10 protein-coding genes, 1 tRNA gene and 3 pseudogenes are annotated in these 24,470 nt (G+C 58.7%); 10 read left to right on the top strand and 4 right to left on the bottom strand.

Annotated elements, in window-relative coordinates:
* Positions 1–11: 11 nt before the first annotated feature.
* The 3 genes from GGD66_RS12825 (at position 12) to GGD66_RS12815 (ending at position 1,504) form a co-directional block, all read left to right on the top strand.
* Positions 12–650, top strand: a complete 639-nt coding sequence (locus tag GGD66_RS12825; RefSeq protein WP_018318408.1) for a class I SAM-dependent methyltransferase — start codon at positions 12–14, stop codon at positions 648–650.
* 144 nt (positions 651–794) lie between these two features.
* Complete coding sequence (locus GGD66_RS12820) at positions 795–1,151, top strand: hypothetical protein (protein WP_018318409.1); 357 nt, start codon at positions 795–797, stop codon at positions 1,149–1,151.
* Positions 1,152–1,427: 276 nt separating this feature from the next.
* A tRNA-Met gene (locus tag GGD66_RS12815) sits at positions 1,428–1,504 on the top strand.
* On the opposite strand, the gene GGD66_RS12810 is transcribed toward GGD66_RS12815, so the two are convergent.
* Positions 1,461–3,119, bottom strand: a complete 1,659-nt coding sequence (locus GGD66_RS12810; RefSeq protein ID WP_183258081.1) for a recombinase family protein — start codon at positions 3,117–3,119, stop codon at positions 1,461–1,463. The two genes, GGD66_RS12815 and GGD66_RS12810, sit on opposite strands and share 44 nt — an antisense overlap.
* A gap of 2,689 nt (positions 3,120–5,808) precedes the next feature.
* Here GGD66_RS12810 and GGD66_RS12805 point away from each other — a divergent pair.
* Positions 5,809–6,063, top strand: coding sequence for a hypothetical protein (locus GGD66_RS12805; RefSeq protein WP_183257961.1), 255 nt, complete (start codon positions 5,809–5,811; stop codon positions 6,061–6,063).
* 3,350 nt (positions 6,064–9,413) lie between these two features.
* Here GGD66_RS12805 and GGD66_RS12800 read toward each other — a convergent pair.
* A pseudogene (locus GGD66_RS12800) lies at positions 9,414–10,440 on the bottom strand (IS110 family transposase).
* 274 nt (positions 10,441–10,714) lie between these two features.
* Between GGD66_RS12800 and GGD66_RS12795 the strand changes: the two are divergent.
* The 5 genes and pseudogenes from GGD66_RS12795 to GGD66_RS12770 all read left to right on the top strand — a co-directional run.
* A pseudogene (locus tag GGD66_RS12795) lies at positions 10,715–11,189 on the top strand (3-methyl-2-oxobutanoate hydroxymethyltransferase); the annotation flags it as partial.
* A 43-nt stretch (positions 11,190–11,232) separates the two neighbouring features.
* Positions 11,233–11,844: pseudogene (locus tag GGD66_RS12790) on the top strand (4-phosphopantoate--beta-alanine ligase).
* Between the two features lie 671 nt (positions 11,845–12,515).
* Positions 12,516–15,620, top strand: coding sequence for an efflux RND transporter permease subunit (locus tag GGD66_RS12785; RefSeq protein ID WP_183257960.1), 3,105 nt, complete (start codon positions 12,516–12,518; stop codon positions 15,618–15,620).
* A gap of 866 nt (positions 15,621–16,486) precedes the next feature.
* Positions 16,487–16,915 (top strand): hypothetical protein, encoded by a 429-nt coding sequence (locus GGD66_RS41435; protein WP_246788861.1) that lies wholly within the window; start codon positions 16,487–16,489, stop codon positions 16,913–16,915.
* A gap of 456 nt (positions 16,916–17,371) precedes the next feature.
* Entirely contained in the window at positions 17,372–18,514 is a 1,143-nt protein-coding gene (locus GGD66_RS12770) for an MFS transporter (protein ID WP_179733117.1), read from the top strand.
* A 317-nt stretch (positions 18,515–18,831) separates the two neighbouring features.
* Here the strand turns inward: GGD66_RS12770 and GGD66_RS12765 are convergent, their stop codons facing one another.
* Together GGD66_RS12765 and gmd are read right to left on the bottom strand one after the other, a co-directional pair.
* On the bottom strand, positions 18,832–19,809 hold the full coding sequence (locus tag GGD66_RS12765; RefSeq protein ID WP_283814106.1) for a GDP-L-fucose synthase: 978 nt from the start codon (positions 19,807–19,809) through the stop codon (positions 18,832–18,834).
* The gene (gene gmd, locus GGD66_RS12760; protein ID WP_183257959.1) at positions 19,790–20,875 is read right to left on the bottom strand and encodes a GDP-mannose 4,6-dehydratase; all 1,086 of its coding nucleotides are present in this window, start codon (positions 20,873–20,875) and stop codon (positions 19,790–19,792) included. The genes GGD66_RS12765 and gmd overlap by 20 nt, the downstream gene beginning before the upstream one ends.
* A gap of 1,012 nt (positions 20,876–21,887) precedes the next feature.
* Between gmd and glmS the strand changes: the two genes are divergently transcribed.
* Positions 21,888–23,714, top strand: a complete 1,827-nt coding sequence (glmS, locus tag GGD66_RS12755; RefSeq protein WP_183258080.1) for a glutamine--fructose-6-phosphate transaminase (isomerizing) — start codon at positions 21,888–21,890, stop codon at positions 23,712–23,714.
* Positions 23,715–24,470: the final 756 nt, after the last annotated feature.

Raw genomic sequence — 24,470 nt, 5'->3', positions numbered from 1 at the left:
GGGGCAGGGGCATGGCAGCAGACATCTCGCGGGCCGGGGTCGAGAAGGCCTATGGCCGCTGGGCGCCGGTCTATGATCTCGTGTTCGGCAAGGTGTTCGACGCCGGACGGCAGTCGACCATCGCAGAGGCGGACCGCATCGGCGGCCGCATCCTCGATGTCGGCGTCGGCACCGGGCTTTCGCTCTCCGACTATTCGCGCACCACGAAGATCTGCGGCGTCGACATCTCCGAGCCTATGCTGCGCAAGGCGCAGGCGCGCGTGCGTGCGCTTCGGCTCTCCAATGTCGAAGTGCTCTCGGTGATGGATGCGAAAAACCTCGCCTTCCCCGAAAACTTCTTCGACGCGGTGGTGGCGCAATATGTCATCACCGCCGTGCCCGATCCCGAAGGCACGCTCGACGAGTTCGTGCGCGTGCTCAAGCCCGGCGGCGAGCTGATCCTGGTCAACCACATCGGCGCCGAGACCGGCCCGCGCAAGCTGTTCGAGCTCGCCTTCGCCCCCGTCGCCCGCCGCCTCGGCTGGCGGCCGGAATTCCCGTGGGCCCGCCTCGAGGGCTGGGCCGCCAGGCACGGCGGCGTCACGCTGGCCGAGCGGAGGCCGATGCCGCCGATGGGGCACTTTTCGCTGATCCGCTACCACAAAGCCTGATCGCGGTTTGTCTCGATAGCAGCCAAGCCGGCAGTGCGCTTCCTTCCCCGCAAGCGGGAGAGGTGCACTGAGAACGCGGCGAATAGCCCGATCACATCGCATTCCCACCGGGAACAGGCCGCGCTTCCTGCGCGTTTCCCTCCCATGCGCACGACATCAAACATCATCCTGGCCAGCCTGCTGATCGCCGCCTCCGGCAGCGCGATCGCGCAGGCGCCGCCCGCCCCGGCGACGCCGCCGCAAGCGACCGCGCCGCCATCCCCGCAACACGCGGCCAATTGCACCCCGCAGGACCGCCCGAACCGCCAGGCCGATGGCACCACCACCGGCCAGTCCCGGGAACCGCTCGGCGACAGATTGGCAAAGTCCGACGGCGTGCTGTGCCCGCCCGCGGGCGTCGATCCCGAGATGCACGCCCCGGCCCCCGAAACCGGCGGCAACACCCCGGTGATCCCGCCCCCGGGCAGCCCCGGCGGCGACCCCAACGTGCGGCCGAAATAAGCGATTTCACGCCTTCGCGCCCTTCGCCTCTCCCCGCCTGCGGGGAGAGGCCGGAGCGCGTCGGAGATGCGATCCGGGTGAGGGGGATTTTCCACGAGTCCGGTCTTCAAATGGGCAAATCCGGCGCCCAAATCGGCCGTTTCTCGCCATCTTGTCCCGCCGAAGCCTTGGCGAAGGCAGAAGCTTTTAGCGAAGGCGGATTGACTTACGCCCGCCCCCTTCTTTATATGCCGCGCGTTCGCGAGATCGGCCATAGCAGCCGTTCGCGGGCCCTGTGGCGGGGTAGCTCAGCTGGTTAGAGCACGGGAATCATAATCCTGGGGTCGGGGGTTCGAGTCCCTCTCCCGCTACCACCTTTCCCCACACTCCTTTAACGTGGTTGGGATAGGCCTTTTCCCCGAGCAGGGCATTTAGCCGGCCTGCTATCTCCACGGCTACACCACCTGGGCGAGCTGGATCGCGGAACACAGTCACCGTCTCGACCAGGTCTCTGATGGCTTCTGCGGCCTCTCCGTCGCCCCCACTGGCACCTTCTGCTAGTGCTTCTTCAAGCCGACCGAGTTGATCCTCGTATCGTTTGAGGATGGCCGGATGTAGCGCGACTTCCCTCGGGGCGAGCGGTTCACTCTGCAACTCCTCGGATATCCGCTTTCGTTTGGCATCCAGTGCGGTTGATCGCGGTCCGAGAACAGACGGATCGCCATGCCCTTTTGCGATCGCATCCACCAGTCGTTCGATTTCCCGGTTCAATTGCCCAAGCTGCTGCTCAAGGCGCTGCCGTTTTGCGTTTGATGTAGCTGCGAGGCGCTTCCGCTCCTCTAGATATGTGCGCACGTACTCCGAAAGAACGTTCGGCGCACGCAATTCGGCCTTTAGGCCGCTGAGGACTGCGCTCTCGACCGTGTCTAAATAGAACGTCTTGGCGTCAGGACACGTGCCACTTTCGGTGGCCGCCGAGCAGCGAATCCGAACGCGCCCCGATTTGTCCCGTCCATTCGTTGCCATACCCGAGCCGCATGAACCGCAATGGAGTAAGCCAGATAGCATCCGACGGGGCCGACGTTGATGGCTGGGGTGGCCGTGGCTGCGCTCCCCTTTGCGTTGCTGGGCAGCTGTGAACAATTCTGGACCGACAATTGCAAGATGCGGCACTTCAGCAATCTGCCAATCACTCCTCGGATTCGGTCGTGACAGGCGCTTTCCCGAGTCGGGATCTTTCACCATCCTGACCTTGTTCCAAACGAGGCGCCCTACATAAAGCTCGTTCTGCAGAATTCCGGCGCCACGCTGAACGTTGCCATTGATAGTTGAAGCATTCCATGCGCGCCCCCGCGGAGGTGATACCCTTTCCTTGTTGAGATCGTGTGCGATCTCGCGAGGCGTTCGACCGTCCACGTATTCCTGAAAGATGCGCCGGATCACTTGTGCCTCGGTCTCGAGGACGACCCGCTCGCCGCTTTTTCCGGCAACCGCGGCGTATCCGTATGTCAGGCCACCTCCAGCCAAACCTTGCTTGACCCGCCCTGCCTGGCCACGACGCACCTTGTGAGCGTTGTCTTCACGATAGAGTTGTCCGACCAAGCCGCGAAGGCCGACCAGCACGGTGTTGACAACACCTTCGTGAACCGCCCGGATCTCGATTCCGAGAAAAGACAGCCGCTTATGGATGCCTGCGAGATCTTCCATGTCGCGAGAAAGACGATCGAGCGCTTCGACGATTACCACGTCAAAGGATCTCTCCCGCGCTTGGTCCAACATCCGAAGAAGGCCTTCGCGTCCCATGACTGAGCCACCCGAACGGGCCCGATCCTCATAGGTGCTGACCACAGTTAAGCATTCGCGCTCGGCATAGCTCTGACAAAGTGAAAGCTGATCATCAATCGATCTCTCGTTCTGTAGATCGATTGAGAATCGAGCATAGATCGTCGCTCTTTTCCTTATCGTTTCGCTCGATGAGCTGTCTTTCATGATCTTCCCTCGCGGCCACACGGGCAAGTACTCGCGCGAGACGTAAGATCGCCTTGTCTGGATTTGTCTGCAAGGGAAAGTTGCGATCGGCTTCCCGCACGACCGAACCTTTAGGCCATCGCGCAGCTCAACGAGGTGCACGCACCTGCGCTGGGGCTAGTCGACAAGACGTGGGGGGAACTGATCATTTCGAGCATCCTGCTCGGATGAAAACTAGGTGCAACGGCCGCTATGAGCTCGTCGTGCAATCGGATGCCCAGGCGAAGAAAAAGAGAGGACCCAATGGCTTTGCTTAGGCGGAATTGATGCCGCTGGGAAGCGCACGCCCTCTCCATCTACCGAATACCTGAGTGGAAACTCAAGGCCTCGCCAGAGTCGCGAATCAGATCCGTGCCTACTGTGAACAAGCCAGAAGCTCCTCATGGCCCCTCGCGATAAGCGGCGTCAGGCTTGGATTCGGGGACAGGAGTGGTCGGCACAACGACTGGTTCTCACTTCAGTTTCTTCTTGGTAACTAGCGCAACCGACCAAATCTGGCGGGTGCCTTGCGGGACTTCTGACGATAAAAGGCAGAGCGCCCCGGGCAGTCGCCCAAGGGTGCTAGGTGGCAGCGTTGCAGTACCGTGACGCTGGCGAGCGAAGTGGCGCACGTGATAGGGACAGCGCTTTCCAAGGGCCTCTTCGACGAGCGCCGAGTCACATCGTCATTTAACTCCGCTGGCAGCGCGGAGCCGGTAGTTTCAGAGCTTTAAACAGCGCGGAGAGCCGGCCCGCGCTGCCTCCCCCGCTAGACCTTCCGGGCTCGGAATACTTCAAAACATTAACAGGTGAGCCATGCCCGATCCCTGCCCGTCAATTCCTGTCGGCCAGAGCCTTGAGACGCTGAACGGCGGGCAGCCAATTACGGTGCGGTGCGTCACTCTCGCGATCTGCTGCAAAAGTGGGCGGACACGTTCCTTGGCAAGCGACATCATGAGCCGAGGCGGCTGCCGAACGATACCTAGCGCCGCTGATCGCTTCTGTCACCAATGGACAATGTCTGATCTTGATCAGCGACGTCGATTTGCGCCCTCTTAGATTGATAGGTCACAGCTTCCTTGACCCCGGCTAAGCTGCAGAGGACGCCGAATTATGCTGGTGCCGCCAAACGCCGATTAATACGCGCCTTTGCGATCCGGCAGGCGAGCGGATCTTTGCAGCACAGACAGATATCACAGATGAGTCGGGATTTTTGGCGAGAGCGAAGAGGCAAACGCGCAAAATAAATAGTCTACCGCAGCATTGCGCAGCTACAAGCTCCTTTCCGATCGTCGTGCCAAGCAAGTCTGCAGATCCTAAGGCCGACGACGGCGGCAGCGCACTTCTCTTCCGCGCCTAGTTCCGCAGCCGATCCCTCACATTCACAATTTGCCATATTCCCAGTTATTCCGCCGAGTCCCGACGAAGCAAAATGGTGGCATAGCGTTGACGAACCGGCAGACGCGACTTTCAAAGCTAGCTGAGCACAGATAACATCAAGACTGATCGCCTCCCAGCCTAACAAGTTGAGGCCGCGCCAATTCTCGCAATCCATCGCGAAAGATCCTGCGGGGCTTCGGAGCCACGCGCTTGCAGTACGCACAAGGCCCGGCTGCATTGCGGCACGCGAAGCCGTCATCGCGTTGCTGGCGTGGCTTCAATTTTGGGAACGAAAGCCGTTTCGGTCGACCGCGAGAGAAGGGATTGACCGATGCTTAGTGATAAGAAGGGCATGCAGAGGCTTGCGCCTCTCTACAGATCAAAGGCTCTGCTTGACAACGAGCTGTTTGCCGCGAACTTCATCGCGCAACTGCGCTCCCTAACGGCAGGAAGCTTGCCGCAGAAGCCAGCTCGAGGGACAAACGCCTCGAAGCCAACGCTCGCCGCCGCAAGCCGTGGTGGCCGTACCTTGGTCTCTCGCAAGCAAAGGGAGCGAGGCGCTGGGGAACGAGCGGTTCGTCAGAATCGCGAACAGCGCCGGGAGCTATATCGGCGCGAGAAAGCCGCGGTGTAGTGGGGGGCTCCAATGCTTCAAAGATGCTCTGCAACGGCGTAACGGAGCGCCTGATACCCCGGAACCCGGCATGAAGCATGCTGCCGTCATGCAAGGTCAGAAGCTCACAGTGGACGGCATGAGCCACATCGCCGCGGTCTCGTTACCGGCCGCGTCTTCGCTGGCGCTCGACGAAGACATTGGTTTATGAACCGACGCGAACTAAGAAGCTTGCTGAGGCGACGACGAGACCCGATGTCGCGACGCAATTGAGACAGCGTCGCGACAGTGTCACGCCCGCACCGATTTTCGACCGGCCAACCTGAGGCTGAGAAATCCTGACGCGCCTGAAAAGTGTGATTTCGTTCTTGGCTGAGCACCCGCTTCGAAGCGAAGCCAGGACCAAAGTCTTGCGTGATGACGCAATTTCCAGTTCCCTGAAAACGAGTTCGCGAGTTTGAGGCGCGAATCATTGTCTTCCGCGAAGACCGAACAATCGGAGCCGCCACTACGGCTATATCGTCGACGCGGCGCTTGGCGAGGGTTACGACCGTGAGCTAACCGCCAACTTTCACGAGCGCGATCTCGTCGGCTGTGACGCGACGAGATAGACGCGCCGCATACGCGGGTCAGCTTTGACTGTGGCAGACAAGGTATGGGTCGAAACCCGCGCGCGGAATGTCCGGCTTCCGCCAAATGCCTGAAACGCTCGATGGCGTCGTCAAGATCAAGCCGAACGATCGCGGCTACTATGGCTTCCTGCACGCCGATGGCAAGACGCGCGATTATTATTTCACCGAGGGAACCGTGACCAATTACGACGTCCCGCTTGTGGTTGGGGCGCGAGTGCGGTTCTGGTATGACAGGCGGCGCAAAATGGGCGAGCACACCGCGTGGTCGAAGAAGAATAAAAGCCATGGCCCAACATCCTAAGGTCCGCCCGAGCATCCGTTCCTCAAGCCCGTAGCGCCCGGGGAAGGCGCTGCTCTGCATTCATTCAATTATGCCGCGCTGACATAAGCGCGCTGCGATCGCAGCTTGCATCGCTAACAAACGAAGGATGCCGGATAATGGTAAGCTTATACTTAGTCGGAGACCGCGTCATTGGTGCCGAAGAATGTCGACAAGAATTCTATCGCTGCGCCGATCGAAGATGCGCGAACCGTCATCGCTGGTGGCGAGTGATCCAGGGGTGCGCAAGATTGCTCCCATAGGTGGCACTAGGCGGTCGACGCTAAACGCCCTCCGCTTCTCGAGGAGCGGCCTCAAGTCTTGTTACCGTTCCTAACTTGGACCGCTTCACGACGGCAGGACATGCCAGCTCGCGCCATCCGCGTTGTGACGAAATGCTGCGGCTGGCCGATGCTTTAGGGTGCGCTCTTTTTTTACTTACGGCAGCCAAACCGAGAGGTGGCGAAACTGGGGGACCCTGGCGTCGTCTGATCGTTCGGAGGACTGAGCGGCGTTAACTCGCCCGGTCTTCAAGTTTGACCAACAGTTTTTCCATTGCTGTGCATCACTACCAATGCTGGTAGGTCACCCGACGCCGCTCTCTCGCTAAATTCCCACTGCCGTGAGGCGACGGGCCTCACGGGAAAGCCGGGTGGGTTGGCCTTGTGATCCCCGAGGCCGACTACTGAGCCAGCGGCACGTGATAGGGACGGCGCCTTCCTTCCCTCCCATGGAGGGTGCCGAGTCATGTGGCCCCAAGGTTTCCGGCGAAGCGGATGCGGCAAAATAGCGCATTTATCCACCGTCCCCCGGTGGACATAGGCGCCGAGTCGCATCCGCGCTGCTTTTTCTCGAACTCGCCAATTGCGTCTAGTTTTCGCGCCCTACCGGCTGATCGGCGTGATCGAATACTGCACGGTCGAAGAGCCGCACGAGCCAGGGGGCGTGAGGTCATAGCGGCGATCAGTCACAAACGTGCTGTGGATTGGCTGAGCGTCAATCCGGCGCGTAGCGCCGGTGCGGCTGCCGCTGATCGCAAGCGCGCCGAATGGCTATTGTCCGAGGCGTAAACGTCGATATTGCTGCCGATGGCAAGCGGGCCACATGGCCCTTCATTTTGTAAACTGCTGCGCAGCTCTGTCAGCTTTCGGTAAGCCAGCCCTGATAAGAAATCGTTGGTTAACGGGGGCGTGGCAGGGACAGCGCATGAGCTGAAGGACCACCATGTGCCGAGTCACGCTTCCGTTAAGCTCATTGCACTGCGGATGCGGCAGGATAGTGCCTCATGATGCCCCCAGACCGTCAGGCGCCGAGCCGCGTCCGCACTGCTTCCAACTCACGGATTAGTTCTCGTTCCGTCGATTTTGCTCGTTTGGCGAGCGATAAGCTCCCGATCAGCTTCTTGCCGTCACTTCAAGCTGAGTTTGGAGCAGTTAGCTGGGTGGCAGGTACAGCGCTGCCTCTGTGTATGCGTGGGGGATAAGCGCTGAGTCAAGTTCTGCTAAGTTCAACTGGCAGTGCGGGCGGGGTAGGGACAGCGTCTGCTCCAGCGCAACCAAACGACGCCGAGTCGCGTCCGCACTGCTTCCGATAATCATCAGCAACGCTCAGGAGGGAAAGGAGATTGCCTGGCTGAATTCCGTCCGCTGTGGTCTTGATGCAATTGTCTCCGCCATGTGTGGCCGATGACGGCGCCGACAGCCTCTCCGATCAAGGCAGTTCTCCCTGTCGCGGCTTCCGAGGTCTCGGATATCTTTCCAACGGACTGCTCCTATCGCGCTTCGTCTGGATTTACTCCGCCACATTCTTGGGTCTCTCATGTGCGTTTGGCCTATCATTCTTGTTTATGCAACGCGCACGTGTCTGGAAATGCTGGTGTCTCCAGTTTCTTCGAGGCAAAGACCCAGCTTAGAGAGTCGCCGATGAGGACGGGACCGACCGGTTTTGGTAGGTGCCCTTTGTTTACTTCTCGAAGATACAGCTTAGTAGCCCTTGAGAATTTGAGCCTCTTTGGAGCAAAAGAGGGCCAGCCCCAGTCTGTGCGACCGGGTTGCACCAACGCTTGCGACACCATGCCCAGGGCAGCTACAGGTCAATAAATGCATACATTCGAGCGGCATATCGCGTCCCTGCGGTCGCAAGCGCTTGCGGTACTTGTAGCCAATCAGGTCCGTGCCGCCGATCAGTCGCTGGGACTATCAGATCGAAAGGTCGCGACATTAAACATCGACGAAGTTCGGGCGATGCTAGCCATACTCGATTGCATGAAGCCTAACCTGCGGCCCAAGGAAGCACGGCAGATCGCTGCGCGCATACGCGCGCTTTTAGAGGAGCCGCCTGGGTGTCAGCCGGTTCGGGTAGGATGTCTGTGAGACCACTAGTGTGAGCTTTCGGTAGGTTGTCCAACCGGTCCTGAACGAGGGAGCGCAGTTGTCAAAGCTTTAGCCCACTCCCGCAGGATCGATGGGCACCCATAAGGATGCGCCTCTGACGCCGAAAGGCTATGGCGCGGAGCGTCATCGTAGATGGCCTGACAAAGGCTGCAGCCGCGCTGCACTTTGTTATTTCGGCGAAGACCGTCGCCAGGTGGGTCAAGCGTTCCGCGAGGCAGGCGTCGATGGACCGTGATCGCTCCACAAGACCTCTTTCATGCCAAGCCAAACCCTGCCTACCACATGCGCCGAACGTGTGCGACGACAGGGCCACACAAGCAAATAGATCGCAACCGAGGTCGGCTTGACGCCGTAGCCCTATCCAGCGGCCGCTAGGATTGAGCCGATCGCGCACCTTGACCCGGCCGTGCCGGTGCGGCGCTATGAACGTGAACATCCCGGCGATCTGATCCAACGAAATCAAAACAAGCTCTGCAAGTTCAACCGTGTAGGCCATCGATCTACATGTGGCGGGACTCGACAGAGCAGCCCGCGGCTCGCCGCGAAGAGCCTGGCGGAGATTATATCAAATGTGTCTCGACGATGCCTCCCGAAATTCCTTGAAAGGTGATGAGGAGCGAGCGACAGGGCTGCCCCGTGGTCTGCGTTAGCCACAAGCCTCCGCGTCAAGGTCAGCGCGTCGTGACCCTGGCTGTTCTCTAATTCCGGGCGTGAGGTCAAGCTCTCCCTGAACATCCTTGCCGGGTCCATGGTTCTCTCCGCGGTAGGGGCGTGCCCTCCGCATGATGGCGTAGGATGACGTTAGCGGATCAATGTGTGAAGCGCGCTTTGCCCTTTCGAGCACCGCAAAGCCAGGGGCGATCTCACCAACGCCAGCGTCCCGGCAGGGACGTTCGCTCCCGCAGTTCGGCGGGAACTCGTTATCCTTTATGCGGCTGATCAGCAGCATCCTTTTGATGACCATTTAAATTCGGTACCATCGATCCACATCCGATGCAGAATGACAGCAAGTTTTCGGGCAACTGCAACCTTGGCTTTGCGTAGCCCGCTTCGTTTCGCAAGCCGAATGCCCCACCTTTGAGTGCTGACCATTTTGCTACGCGTGTGAGCAGCACATTGGCCGCCTCGTAGAGGTAACTTCGCAGCATCTTATCGCCGCATTTCGAGATTCGGCCCGTCCAGTCAATCTCGCCGGATGCGTATCGGCGGGTCGTTAGCCCTGCGTAGGCTCCCACGCTTCGTGATCTCTTGAAGCGAGCGGGGTCATCGACTGTCGCAAGGTAGCAAAGGGCGGTGACCGGGCCGATGCCAGGAGCCGACATGAACCGTCGCACCTGAGCATTGTTGCGAGCCAGCCGCAGCACCTTGCGGCCAAGGTCCACAATCTGTTGCTCAACGGCCTCGCGTGCCTTCAGCAACGGATCTACCGCGGCAAAAAGCTCTGACCGATCCTCTGCCAACTGCGCGGCACGCACAGCAAACATATTCATCTTTGCTCGTCCGATGACAAGCCCAAGATTCTTGAGGAGCCCCCGGATTTGATTTTCGATATCCCGCTTGATCTTGACGAGCAGAGCTCGACTAACAAGAAGGGCTTTGGTCGCATGGCTATCGAGATCCTTGACGCAAACCTCCTTGTACCAACCACATTGCATGATACGCGCTATACCAGCGGCGTCATTTCGGTCGCTCTTGTTGATCTGCATCTTCAGAACCGCCTTCGCATGCCTGGCGTCAATGCAGATAACGGGTAACCCGATCTTATTCAGCTCGGTCCACAGCCATGTCGACGTGCTCCGGTCTCGAGTCCAATCCGAACGACGTGTGGCGCGTGCAATTTGATGAACGTCGCGATTGCCTCCGGGTCAGACGTAACCACCCCTTCGCGCTCGACTTTTCCTGTCCGATCGACGATGCAGATCGAAGTCAGTTTCAGTGACACATCTAATCCGACATAGTGCTCCATTGCCTCTCTCCGTCGTTGCAAGGCCCTGAGGTAGGCCTTGTCGAGTCCTGGAGAGCTGATTCCCAGAGCCTGAGTATGCCTCCGAGCCCGGAATTACCCCATGTGTGAAAAGCTCGAGTCGGCTCGGATTCTTCCGTTTCCTGATGGGGGATACGGATGGGACGCTTCAGGCGCGGACAGATCCCAGCTGACGCTCTTGCCGGAATGTCTGGAGGATTGGGTAAGCGAGGAGACAACGCGGTCAATGTAATCGATGTTTGTCGAGGCGCTCGATCAGGGCGGCGGCAGGAGAATCGAGATGGTGCGTGCCCTCGTGGATTGCGAGATTCCTGTGACGGGTCATCTCGGTCTAATGCCCCAGAGCGTCAATGCCATGGGGGGTCAAAGTGCAGGGTCGAAAAGCGGATGAGGCGCTGCGTTTGCTCGATGATGCTCACCGTCTGCAGGAGGCCGGCTGTTTCGCTTTGGTATTTGGAGGGCATTCCGGCCGATCTTTCTGCTCGAGCAATCAATTCCTTGACAATACCGACGATCGAAATCGGCGCCGGCCCGGACTTGTTCAGGCCAGGTGCTCGTGTTTCACGACGTGCTGGGCGGAAGGTCATCGCCCCAAATTCGTTCGCGCCTATGCAGAAGGCTTTCAGCAGTTGCGTGATGCGCTTTCGCGCTGGGCCGCGGACGTCCGCGGTGGTGCATTCCCGAAGTCGCAAGAGTCCTATAGGCTTCCCGAAGGCGTCGGCGAGGCAATTACCAACTGGGCGCCGTCCAACCCAACTCGATGTAGAGCTCGTCATGCAAACGATCACGAGGGTCGCTGGCCGTACTCTCGCAAAATCCCGCGGTGCCGATCAACGGGTCGGATTGGTGCCAACAATGGGCTATCTCCACGATGGCCACATGGCCCTGATCGCGGCGAGCCGGGCGCAGTGCCACGTCACGGTAGTTAGCATCTTCGTCAACCCCACTCAGTTCGGACCAAACGAGGATCACAACACCTATCCGCGCGACTTCAATGCGCGGTCGTGCGTCGGATGGTTATTGATCTCAATCTCCCGATCGAGATCGTCACTACCAACCGTTCGCGAACAGGATGGGCTCGTAATGATCAGTCGCAACCGCTATCTCAGCTAAGAAGAGCGTCAGCGGGCCCTTGCGATCAATCGTGGACTATCCGCAGCGCTCGACGAATTTCGCTCGGGAGAGTGCAACTTAGAGAAAGCTGATTGCGGTCGCCAAGGAGCATTCAGAGGCAATTGACCGCCTGCAGTATCTTGAACCTGTCGAAGGTGACACGCTCAAACCCGCCGACAGCCCACTGCGGCGCCCGCGGCGCTTTGTGCGGCAGCCTACGTCGGCTCAACGCGGCTGGTCGACAACGTAATACTGGGGTTGCGAACTCGGTAGCGCTATGCGTGGCTAAACTGCGCGCAGCATATTGACCCGCAAGAAATGCTCAAGGCACTGCTCGGAAAAGGGGCGTCGAGCTCGTAGCCAAGGGCCAACTCCGAGGCGACTTTGTTTAGCGACTTAGCGAAGCGATAACGCGTGCGTACGGAATATTGTGGGAACGAGAACTTTGCGCCTGGTAACGTCAGAAGTTTCGCGCGGCTGCGACCAGCGCTCATTTCGACAAACCTTGGTATAGGGTTTTGCAGCCCATGCTATATTACCGACTTACCTTTGTAGAGTTGAGCATCGGTTTGGTCGTTTGTACTTTCGATGTCGAACCTGGATCCTTCGATCGACGGGGCGGCGCAATACCTGAAACTGATACCTTGCTAGAAATCGTTGCGTTCCAATCAGGTGCGAAGACGAGAGGCAGGGGGCTTTATCTTTAGAAGGTGCCGACTATTCGAGATCGTGATCGGCATCAGAACAGCGGAGTCAACATTCATTCGAGCGACGAAGATGGAGAAGCGGACGATTGGGCGCGTTATGCTCAGGAAGAGGTGAGCCATTAGAGTAGCCGATAACGCTTCCCTCATACCACGGGCTTAGCGCAGTCGCCGCATTGATGACCGTTGCCGTGCGCGAGTTGCTGGCGAATTTGCATCCCCCTTGAAATGCGAGTCGAGATGGCATTTACTGAGCTTTTCATCAGACGTCCGGTATTGTCTATTGTCATCAGTTCCTTGATTTTGCTGATCGGCTTGCGCGCGGCCACCGTACTGCCGATCCGGCAATATCCCAAGCTATCCAATACGGTCGTCACTATCACGACTTCCTATCCTGGCGCCTCCGCCGACCTGATCCAGGGGTTCATCACCACTCCCCTGGAGCAGGCAGTCGCCTCCGCCGAGGGCGTCGACTACATCAGTTCCTCATCGGTGCTCGGTACCTCCACGATCCAAGTCTACATCAAGCTCAATTTCGATCCCAACGAAGCACTCACCGAGGTGCTCTCCAAAGTTAATTCAGTCAAATACTTAATCCCGAAGGAATCAAACGATCCGGTCGTCACTAAGTCGACCGGTCAGACCACCGCTGTCATGTATATCGCCTTCTCCAGCGAGGAACTGGCGGCCAGCGCGATCTCCGACTACCTCACGCGCGTCGTGCAACCCGTTATGTCAACCGTCGACGGCGTCGCAGCGGCAGACATCCTGGGGGGCCAGAGTTTTGCGATGCGGCTATGGCTCGATCCTGGGAAAATGGCAGGCTACGGCGTGTCGCCAGCCGAAGTTTCGGCTGCAATCGCGGCTAACAACTTCCAGGCCGCGGCCGGTCAGACCAAGAGCTATTTCACAATCTCCGATGTCACGGCAAACACGGATCTGCGAAGTGTCGATGATTTCAAGCGCATGATCGTCAAAGCCAATGACGGTGGCTTTGTGCGCATGGAGGACATTGCGGTAATCGAGCTTGCCGCACAGACCGCAGACACTAGCGTCGCAATGAACGGCGAGCACGCGGTCTTTATCGGCGTTCAGGCGAGCCCGCAAGGCAATCCGCTAAACATAGTGCGAGGCGTTCGAGCGCTGTTTCCAGAAATGGAGCGTAACCTGCCGCCGTCACTGAAGATGAAAGTGGCATACGACTCCACCAAATTCATTCAATCGTCGATCGATGAAGTGGAGAAGACGCTCATCGAAGCCGTCGTACTCGTGGTGGTGGTAATCTTCCTATTCCTGGCCTCGCTGCGGTCGGTCATTATTCCTGTGGTCACTATTCCGTTGTCGCTCGTTGGTGTCTGCAGCATGATGCTGGCGCTGGGGTTCTCATTCAATCTCCTGACTCTCCTTGCGATGGTTCTCGCGATCGGTCTCGTGGTCGATGACGCGATCGTGGTGGTGGAGAACATTCATCGCCATTTAGACGAAGGTGTGCCGCCCCTACAGGCTGCTATAAGGGGCGCGCGCGAGATCGTCGGCCCCGTTGTATCCATGACGATTACCTTGGCTGCGGTGTATGCCCCAATCGGATTTCTCGGCGGCCTCACTGGTGCGCTGTTCCGCGAGTTCGCGTTTACGCTAGCGGGAGCGGTGATCGTGTCGGGCGTGATCGCTTTGATGCTGTCGCCGATGATGTGCTCCCTCTTCCTGAGGCGCGCTGACGGGGGGCGGTTTGCAAGCTTTGTGAACCGTGGGCTCAGCGCCATGACACGATGGTACGGCCACAAGCTCGACCGCTCGCTCGACTATCGTCCGATTACCGCCCTTTTTGCGCTGACTATGCTGGGCCTCGTCGGCTTTCTCTATATGCATACTTCCAAGGAACTCGCGCCCGAGGAGGATCAAGGTATCGTGTTCGCTCTAACCAAGGCGCCGAAATACGCCAATATCGACTACCTCGACTATTACGGGGCCAAGCTCGAACACGCGTTCCAGAAATTTCCAGAGACTGACTTGAGCTTTGTGATCAATGGCGTTAGCGGGCAGCAGACTGGCATGGCCGGCATGCTGCTCAAGCCCTGGGACGAGGGCAAGCGATCATCGATTGCGCTAAAGTCCCTTGTCCAGGCTGAGCTGTCCAAAATCGAAGGCATTAACGCGTTTGCCTTTAGCTTGCCGCCGCTTCCTGGCGGTTCGGGTGGCCTACCAGTGCAGATGGTGATCAATTCGACGCTTGGCTTCCAATCCGTCTACGAGGAGATGTCGAAGCTGAAGGCTGCCGCGCGGAACAGCGGTCTGTTCATGGTGAGCGACTCCGACCTCGAGTTCAACCAGCCGGTGGTACGAATCAAGGTTGATCGATCTAAGGCCAACGAGCTTGGCATCACCATGCAGACAGTCGGTAACGCGCTCGCCACCTTACTTGGCGGAAACTACGTCAACCGCTTCAATTTACAGGGCCGCTCCTACCAGGTGATCCCGCAGGTGCCACGCGAGGTACGCCTGGCGCCGCAAGCAATCGGGAGCTATTATGTGAAGGCTGCGACGGGCTCGATGGTCCCGTTGTCTACCGTAGTCTCCATTGAGGCTGCGACCGATCCGAACGCGCTCACCCACTACAACCAGCTCAACTGCGCGACCTTTCAGGCCGTCCCGATGCCCGGCGTCACGATCGGGCAGGCCGTGGACTTCCTGGAAGCCGAGGCGAAGAAACTGCCCGCAGGCTTCAGCCACGACTTCCTCGCCGACGCCCGCCAATATGTGCACGAGGGTAACCAACTGGCCATTCCCTTTGCATTTGCACTCATAATCATATTCTTGGTGCTTGCGGCACAGTTCGAAAGTCTGCGGGATCCCCTCATCATCCTGATCAGCGTGCCGATGGCAATCGTCGGCGCGTTGATCCCGCTATTCTTTGGCTGGGCGACGATGAACATATACACCCAGGTGGGACTGTTGACCCTGGTCGGGTTGATTTCCAAGCACGGCATCCTGATGGTTGCGTTCGCCAATGAGCTGCAGCTCAAGGAGAGACTTGACCGTCGCTCGGCTATAGAGATGGCGGCGCGCGTCCGACTGCGTCCAATCTTGATGACAACTGCGGCAATGGTCACGGGCTTCATACCCTTGATGACCGTAACGGGAGCTGGCGCTGCGAGCCGCTTCTCGATCGGGCTCGTGCTCGTCGCGGGCATGTCCGTAGGCACCCTGTTCACGCTCTTCGTGCTGCCGGCGGTCTATGTCGCGATCGCGTCCGATCATCGTGCCGATGCGAGCTCCGGCCGCGCGAAGATCGCCGCCGAGCTCGACCTCACCGGCGCTGCTGATGCCCAGATGGTCAAGCAATGACGATAAAATCAATCAAGGACGCTCAGTGTAGTGAGCGAAGCAGCCTGTGACCGCTTCACGCTCCCTTACGCATCGAGATCTTCACGCCCGTGGTGCCGAGCTTGGCGACCATCAGGTGCTCGGTGAAGAACACGTGGGTGATCCGCGCCTGCTCCGCTAAGGTGAATTGCACCGGACTTAACGGCAGCGGGATGCTAAAATTCGACCTCGCCGAGGAGAAGAGAATTCATGCTCTCCTGTAAAAGATGGCGTTGCCATTATGCCAAGGTCTCTTGAACGACAACTACTTGCTTCCGTCTGATCGCTTGCGTTGCTGGCTGAAAAAGATGACCGGTTTGAACCCCTTTAGGACTAGTTGACACGAGTTCAATTCCCTGGACGAACGGGTCAAGAACGGTCGCCGTCAGGAGCCCCGTATACATGACCGACGCAGGTCATCATTGAGGTCGTCGTCAGCGTCTACGTCCTTCTCGTCGATCTGAAGGGCGTGCCGGCGTTTGAGACGAGTGTTTCCCATCTTGCTTCTCTTGCCGGGCGTTGCGCTCGGCGGCCATGCCTTGACCTCGCTCCAGCCGGGCTGGATGAAATTCGCCTACACGATCATTTTGTCCCTGATCGTGCTGCAAGCTGCGGGTTGACGCCGCCCCATCGAGCCAAGCTGGCGGATCGGCCTGCCATTCGGGCGGATGCTGGGTATCCTCTCGTTCGGTGACGACTATCTCCGGCCCTCCCTTAGCGATGTTGTTTAACAATCAGGGCTGGCTAAACACGAATTTCGCGCCGGCCTAGCCCTTGGTTCGCGTGGTGGAATCGAGCGTGCCCCCCTTCGTCTACTATCACCTTGGCTCGTTCCCGAGAGCGGCAGCTTGCTCTATTTTTTTATACCCAGTGTCATGCTTGACATCCTGCTGGGCTCCTACCTCATGCGCCGGCTTGATCCGGAGATATCTCGACGCATCTGCATGAGCTTTGATGCGGGCGTCGGTTTGTCGCTGGTGATGATCGAGCTCGATCTAGTGCAGAGCGCCTGGGCTTATAACGTGAGGGGCGGCGATACTGATGGATCTGTGCCTGCTACACTTGCTCCTTACCACCCAGTCCAATTTGGTCTGAGCGAGGCGAACTGCGGATATCAGCGCTTGAACGATGCCGGCTGGCATCTCGGTATCGAATGCGCGCGCGTCGTGGACCTGAGCGACGCCGACCTCTTCCGCGGCGCGAATGATGTCATGGAAACTACCTGGCCGCCTGAAACCAGGAATAATCGAATTTCAAAAGTACGGGGCCGACATTGACGGCTTCCGCGTGATAGCGGTCTTGTATTGGTCCCCCGAGTCAGCGCCGTTACTCGTGATGAGAGCTCCCGATTTGCAAGAGCTGTCGGAAAACCTACGGCGGTGTTCGCGCCAAGTACACAGTGGCGTCCGGCACCGTTGGCTTTGCGGGGTTTGTAGCATTTGCGACAAAGCCTCAGTCGTTGCGCCTCCGGCCGTTGTCGCAGATCAGCAAAAACTGTCACCCTCTTATGGCCAACTTAACCGGGAAGGGATAGCCGAAACACCGTATCCACGGCCTCGACGATCACCGCCCGCTCGCCTAGTGACGTAGTCCCAGTTGTTTTTGTGACGGCATTGCATTTGCAGGGATAAAGAATGCCGGCTTGAGGCCATCATTGTCGATGGCGTCGCTTTAGGCGATGCGCGCCGGGTGAGGGGCGTCGCGCTCGCGAGCCCGTTCTCTCAGGAGCGCCCGTGATACTTCCTGGTAATTGGTCAGCCGGCCTGCTTGGGACACGGCTCGCATTTTTTGTGGCCGGAGTCGGCCTCGCGGCTTGGGCGCCTTTGGTGCCACTCGCCAAGGAGCGGCTCGCGGTCGATGACCGCATGCTTGGTCTTCTGCTGCTCTGTCTCGGAACGGGATCCGTCATCGCGATGCTTTCGACCAGCGTATTGAATGCGCGGTACGGCAGCAAGCCAATTATCCTCGCGGGTGGACTTGGACTCGCGATCATGTTGCCGTGCCTTGCAATTGCCGACACACCTGTCAGACTCGGTGCTACGCTGTTTGCTTTCGGCGTTTCACTCGGCTCGATCGATGTAGCAATGAACATTCATGCGATTGAACTGGAGCGCGACTCAGGCCGTCCATTGATGTCTGGCTTCCACGCTCAGTATAGCATTGGGGAATTCACCGGCTCTGCCGCCGTGACCTCGTTAATGTCGCTGCAGCTTGGCCCGCTTTTTTCGACGTTGGTCTGTTCGGCGTTAATGACGATCGCGCTTGTATCGGCCTGGCCGGGGTTGCTCGCGGTGGGGTCGGGGCAGCAGGGGCCATCGTTTGTTTTGCCCCATCGCAGCGTGTTGCTAATAGCTGTGCTCGCGGCTATCACCTTTCTTGTCGAAGGTGCAATGCTCGATTGGAGCGCTTTGCTTCTCGTCGAACGAGATCTTCTCGCGGAAGCGCACGGGGGCATTGGTTGTATGCTCTTCTCAATCGCAATGGCCGGAGGGCGTCTCAGCGGAGATGCCGTGGTGGCGCGAATCGGAGACCGTGCCACATTGATGCTCGGGACTCTGCCGATCGTAACAGGCTTCTTGGCTGTGGTGGCGGCGCCCGTTGCGTTGATTGCTATGGCGGGGTTCCTGCTTATTGGATTGGGTATTTCAAATGTTGTACCTGTGCTTTGTCGACGCGCCGGCAAACAGAAAATGATGCCAGCGGGCGTTGCGATCGCGGTCATCACGACAGTCGGCTATGCGGGTATACTCGTTGGGCCCGCCGGCGTTGGGCTCGTCGCACACATGTTTGGCTTGCGCTTGGCGTTTGGGGTGTTGGGCGCGCTCATGTCCATCGTTACGCTGTCGGCGAGGATGATGATGACAGACCATCGCTAAGGCGTTGGCCGAGAGGAAAGGGACACCAGTACGCTTCCGGCTAATGACCGTCCAGCGGTCGGCGCTTTAGCGGCTTAGAGACGATGAGCTCTCAACCTCATGGCAGCAGGTCTCGGTCATGGCCATTCTCCTTTTCCTGCAAGTCGTTGGCTGCGTCGTACGTAGGATACACCGCGTCACTTGGGTTTTGGCGTCCGACCGAGGCCGGTCGTTGACAATGAACGACTTGTCAATTGCGAAGCAAAGTTGGTCGTTACGTGGGCGGCAAGTCCGCTATGCTAGACATTGACCGCCGATTGCGACCTAGGATTGTCCCGTTATTCCGGAACAGGCAGATCACTCTGGTGCCGTCCATCGCTGTCGGCGCGATATGCCCGGTATGCCAGCTGAATGCCGTCCTCAAGCGAGGTCGTGGCACGCCAGCCGAGCCCGGACAGCCGCCCGACGTCGAGCAGTTTGCGCGGCGTGCCGTCAGGGCGCGACATATCAAAGCTGATCTCACCGCGAAAACCGATAGCGGCCGCGACCATGAGTGCTAACTCGGCGATGCTGATGTCCTCGCCGGTACCGATATTGACAAGTTCCGGTGAGGAATAGGTCTTCATCAGGTGAATGCAGGCGTCGGCGAGATCGTCAACGTAGAGCAATTCGCGGCGCGGCGTGCCGGTGCCCCAGACCACCACGCTTCTCGAGCCTGCGAGCTTCGCCTCGTGGAAGCGGCGGACCAGGGCGGCAACTACGTGGCTGTACTCGGGATGATAATTGTCACCGGGACCGTAGAGATTGGTCGGCATCACGCTGATGAAGTCGCTGCCATACTGCCTGCGATAGGCCTCCGCCATCTTGATGCCGGCGATCTTGGCGATCGCGTAGGGCTCGTTGGTCGGCTCCAGCGGGCCTGTCAGCACCGAGTCCTCGCGCAGGGGCTGCGGCGCGAGCTTCGGATAGATGCAGGACGAGCCGAGGAACATCAGCTTCTCGGCGCCAGCTTGCTGCGCGGCCTGAATCACGTTCGCCGCGATCGCGATGTTGTCGTAGATAAACTCGGCGCGCAGCGTGTCGTTGGCGACGATGCCACCCACCTTCGCGGCGGCGAGGAATACGACCTGCGGCCGAACCCGCGCGAACCAGTCGAACACGGCGGCCTGGTTGCAGAGGTCGACCTCACGCCGGTCCACCGTGACGATCTTGACGTCCTCGCGCGCCAGCCGGCGCACTAGCGCGCTGCCAACCATGCCACGATGGCCGGCGACATAGACGCTCTTGCCGGTCAGCTCAAACGCTGCGCTTGCCATGGACCGCGTCCCGTTTCGCCTCGGCAAGGTCGCTCGCCATCATCTCCTCGACGAGCTGGGCAAAGGTCCGCTTCGGCTTCCAGCCGAGCTTCTCGCGCGCCTTGCTGGCATCGCCGACCAGGAGATCGACCTCGGTCGGCCGGAAATAGGTCGGATCGATCTTCACCACGGTCTTGCCGCTCTTAGCGTCGACCCCGGTCTCATCGACGCCCGTGCCGCGCCATTCAACGCGGCGGCCGACCTGCGCGAAGGCAAGCTCGACCATCTCGCGCACCGATCGGGTCTCGCCGGTGGCGAGCACGAAATCGTCCGGCTTGTCGGCCTGGAGGATCATATGCATGCCTTCGACATAGTCTTTCGCGTGGCCCCAATCGCGCTTGGCCTCGAGATTGCCGAGATAGAGCGTCTGTTCGAGACCCACCTCGATGCGGGCGACACCACGGGTGATCTTGCGGGTCACGAAGGTCTCGCCGCGAATCGGACTCTCGTGATTGAACAAGATGCCGTTGGAGGCGAACATGCCATAGGCTTCGCGGTAGTTCACCGTGATCCAATAACCGTAGAGCTTGGCGACGCCGTAAGGCGAGCGCGGATAGAACGGCGTCGTCTCCTTCTGCGGGATCTCCTGCACGAGGCCGTAGAGCTCTGAGGTCGAGGCCTGGTAGAACAGCGTCTCCTTCTCCATGCCCAGGATGCGGATCGCTTCTAGGAGGCGCAGCACGCCGATCGCGTCGGCATTGGCGGTGTATTCGGGGCTCTCAAAGCTGACGGCGACGTGGCTTTGAGCTGCGAGATTGTAGATCTCGGTGGGGCGGATCTGCTGCATCAGGCGGATCAAATTGGTCGAATCCGTCATGTCGCCATAGTGCATCAGGAACCGCACGTTGCCGGCATGCGGATCCTGGTAAAGATGATCGACGCGCGCGGTGTTGAACGAGGAAGACCGGCGCTTGATCCCATGCACGGTGTAGCCGAGACCGAGCAAATACTCGGCGAGATATGCGCCGTCCTGCCCGGTGACGCCCGTAATTAGCGCAACGCGCCGCTTTGAGTCCTGAGCCGCCATGGTCTCTCTTAGTTGCGCCGCAAAGAGCCTCGCTGTGAAACACCATGCGAAGCCGTTTCTCGAAAAATCTAGATGTGCACGCGCGCTCCACCCGCAATTAAAGGAAAGCGATCGTTAGCTCCAGTCATACACACCATGCAGGAATGCACACCATATACATTGATTTATGTTTGGACTGAAGGGTGCCAACACATTGAGCGTCAAAAATGAAGCCCAGTAACCCTAGCAGCGCGATAGTCCTAAGGCGAGATGGATGGCAAAACGCCCTTACGTGCGCCCGGGGCGCGCTTGCCCCTGGGCGGTATTTCAATGAGATAGAAGTGTTGGTCTGTGCTCCTTATCATCCTCAGGCGCATGTGTGCATTCGCGTGGGCTCATCATGGCGTGAGAGAGCGACGAGCTGAGGTCGTATTCGTCAATGCATTTGTCGGAATGACGGCATGCAAGGCAGCACGCGGCCATCCTGCTCATAGAGCCGCAGTCTACAAAGCGCTATTAGCGTCGGAACATAACACGCAGTCTTGTAGGTCGACTCATCAACCACGATCAGCGCCGTTGCCAATATCCAACTCGCGGCAGGCAGTGGACGGTTGACGCGAGACAAGGTGAGAAAGAGTAGCAAACGTTGGTATAGATCGTCGAACGTTTCGATATCGAGAGCTTACTTTCGTACAATGGAGCTTCGACGGCAATCCTTTAACCTTGACCGAGCGTAAGTTGCCTCGGTTGAGTATGATAAGTCTCTTTAACCCGCGCCGGAAAATGTCTCCAGTAAGACAGGAAAATTCAAGCTAGAGCTGCTGTGCCGTTTGTACTCGATCGGCAGCCAAAAGCGGAATGTAGCCGGGCGAAGCGATGATGGCTGAAAGAGCTCACGCTTGTGAATGCGGCGGCGATACAGGCGGCCGCGAAAACCGAACTAGACACCCGTTACCATCAGGCAAGCGGACTTCATGACCGGGTTCCTGTAGGCGGACGTCGGACTCCTTAAACTTGGGCTGCATTGATCGATATGTGTGGAATTGTAGGCATTTTGGGGCGTGGTCCGGTCGTTGGGCAGTTGGTCGCGTCGCTCAAGAGATTGGAATATCGTGGCTACGACTCCGCAGGCCTCGCGACTCTCGAAGGTCTCCGTATCGAGCGCCGCCGCGCTGAAGGTAAGCTGAGAAACCTTGAGGAGCAGCTGCGCTGCTATCCGCCGTCGGGTCATACCGGCATCGGTCATACCCGCTGGGCGACTCATGGAAAGCCGACCGAGAGCAATGCTCACCCGCACGCGACGGAAAATGTCGCGGTCGTTCATAACGGGATCATTGAGAATTTCCGCGAGCTGCGAGCTGAACTGGAGCGGAATGGAGCCCATTTTAGCTCGGAGACAGACACGGAGGCGGTGGCGCATCTCGTCGAATCTTATCTCAAGAAGGGTTACTCGCCGCAGGATGCGGTACAAGCGTCGCTGCCGCGGCTGCGCGGTGCCTTCGCGCTGGCATTCCTTTTCAAGGCCCACGATGATCTTTTGATCGGTGCGCGTAAGGGGTCGCCCCTTGCGATCGGACATGGCAAGGGCGAAGTGTATCTAGGATCGGACGCGATCGCGCTCGCGCCGTTGACCGACACCATCACCTATCTTGAAGACGGCGACTGGGCCGTGCTTACGCGCACGACGTGCGTGATTTATAGCGCAGACGGATTTGTCGTCGAGCGGGAAACATCAAAGTCTGGCGTATCGTCACTCCTTGTAGACAAAGCGAATTATCGCCACTTCATGGCCAAGGAAATCCACGAACAGCCGACAGTGGCCGGCAAGACATTGGCGCATTATCTTGACATGGCGGCCAAGCGCGTCGTCCTGCCCCTCACATTGCCGTTCGACTTTAAATCCATTCAGCGCATCTCAATTACCGCGTGCGGCACTGCAAGCTATGCCGGGCACATCGCCAAATACTGGTTCGAGCGGCTGGCGCGCTTGCCTGTCGAGATCGATGTAGCCTCCGAGTTCCGCTACAGAGAGGCGCCTTTGCGCCGGGGCGATCTCGCGATCGTCATCTCGCAGTCGGGCGAAACCGCTGACACGCTAGCTGCGTTGCGATACGCCAAGGACCAGGGGGTGCACACGATATCTGTAGTCAATGTCCCGACGTCGACGATTGCGCGGGAGAGCGAATCCGTTCTGCCGACGCTGGCGGGGCCAGAAATCGGCGTCGCCTCCACCAAAGCATTCATCTGCCAGCTGATGGTATTGGCGGCGCTTGCCGTCGCAGCAGGCAAAGAGCGCGATAAACTGTCTGAAATCGATGAATCGAAGCTTGTGCGTGAGCTTATCGAAGTGCCGCGGTTGATTGCTGCGGCACTGTTGATTGAGCCGCAGATCGAGAAGCTCGCGCGTTATATCGCCGACACAAGGGACGTGCTCTATCTCGGTCGTGGCACATCGGCTCCCCTGGCGCTTGAGGGCGCACTCAAGCTGAAGGAAATTGCCTATATCCACTCAGAAGGTTATGCGGCCGGCGAGCTCAAGCACGGACCGATCGCATTGATAGATGAGGCTGTGCCTGTGGTGGTGATCGCCCCTTATGACGGGGTCTTCGAGAAGACCGTCTCGAATATGCAAGAAGTTGCGGCTCGGGGCGGCAAGATCATCCTGATCACCGATTCTAAGGGTGCTTTAGAAGCGACGATGGACACACTCATGACCATTGTGCTGCCGGAGATGGTCGCAACCTTTACGCCGATGGTCTATGCCATTCCGGTTCAGCTCTTGGCTTACCATACCGCGCTCGTAAGGGGCGCGGACGTGGATCAGCCGCGTAATCTAGCAAAATCGGTGACTGTGGAATGAGGCGGCAGTGTTATATTGAAGCATTGAGGCCACTAATGGAGTGGGCGAGCTCAAGGAGAGCGATCCCAGGATCGATAGGTCAATCATAGACCGGTCCAGCTCGATGAGCAGAGTCCTGCTTGCGTCATCAGCGTCAACCGACTAACGCCAATGGAGGCGAGCGTGCCTTCCTGTCGCTCGAGAGGAACGGTTGATAACAAGTGGGAATTACTGACCATTGGAGATCCATGTCGGCTCTCGGTTACCCAGCCTGCCATCTGCTTTGCAGGGCCAAATCACCTGAAGCTCGGTACACAAAAGATACCCTCTAACTCATCCTCCCACCTTGGCGAAGCCGACGAGCATGTCGGTGCACACACACCAGCTTCGGGCCGCTCCGTCGCGGCTTATTCACTGGCAGCGCATACGCGCGACAACTTACGTTCATCTGCCCTATGTCGGGCACGTTGAGCATGCACTTCCACAGCGGGGACGATTCCTTAGGTGCAGTTTGTCGTTTAGATCGCGCGTAGCAGCGGCTCACGCAATCCGGTTGGACCATACGCGCCGCGGCGGCCCTCCCAGCTGCTACGTGTCATCAAATGGATTGTTAGAAACCGGACATTCCCGCGCAAGGTTGAGGGCCTAAAACCAAGTGCAGGGGCGCCGCACCGGAAGGACGCGGCACCCCGGCTGTAGCGGCGGGAGAGTACTACTAGCCATTTATATAATCCAGTGACGGCCGACCCGCTCGTATAGCAAGAGCCACCCTGCCTT

Source organism: Bradyrhizobium sp. CIR48 (assembly GCF_014198315.1).
GTDB lineage: Bacteria > Pseudomonadota > Alphaproteobacteria > Rhizobiales > Xanthobacteraceae > Bradyrhizobium.
The sequence above is the reverse complement of the archived record's forward strand: the minus strand, read 5'-3'. Positions and strand labels throughout refer to the sequence as shown.

Bases quoted from the DNA above. Each gene is read 5' to 3' on its own strand.
- GGD66_RS12785 (WP_183257960.1), top strand. From the start codon at position 12,516: ATGGCATTTACTGAGCTTTTCATCAGACGTCCGGTATTGTCTATTGTC.
- GGD66_RS12825 (WP_018318408.1), top strand. From the start codon at position 12: ATGGCAGCAGACATCTCGCGGGCCGGGGTCGAGAAGGCCTATGGCCGC.
- GGD66_RS12765 (WP_283814106.1), bottom strand. From the start codon at position 19,809: ATGGCAAGCGCAGCGTTTGAGCTGACCGGCAAGAGCGTCTATGTCGCC.
- GGD66_RS12805 (WP_183257961.1), top strand. From the start codon at position 5,809: ATGTCCGGCTTCCGCCAAATGCCTGAAACGCTCGATGGCGTCGTCAAG.
- glmS (WP_183258080.1), top strand. From the start codon at position 21,888: ATGTGTGGAATTGTAGGCATTTTGGGGCGTGGTCCGGTCGTTGGGCAG.
- gmd (WP_183257959.1), bottom strand. From the start codon at position 20,875: ATGGCGGCTCAGGACTCAAAGCGGCGCGTTGCGCTAATTACGGGCGTC.
- GGD66_RS12810 (WP_183258081.1), bottom strand. From the start codon at position 3,119: ATGAAAGACAGCTCATCGAGCGAAACGATAAGGAAAAGAGCGACGATC.
- GGD66_RS12820 (WP_018318409.1), top strand. From the start codon at position 795: ATGCGCACGACATCAAACATCATCCTGGCCAGCCTGCTGATCGCCGCC.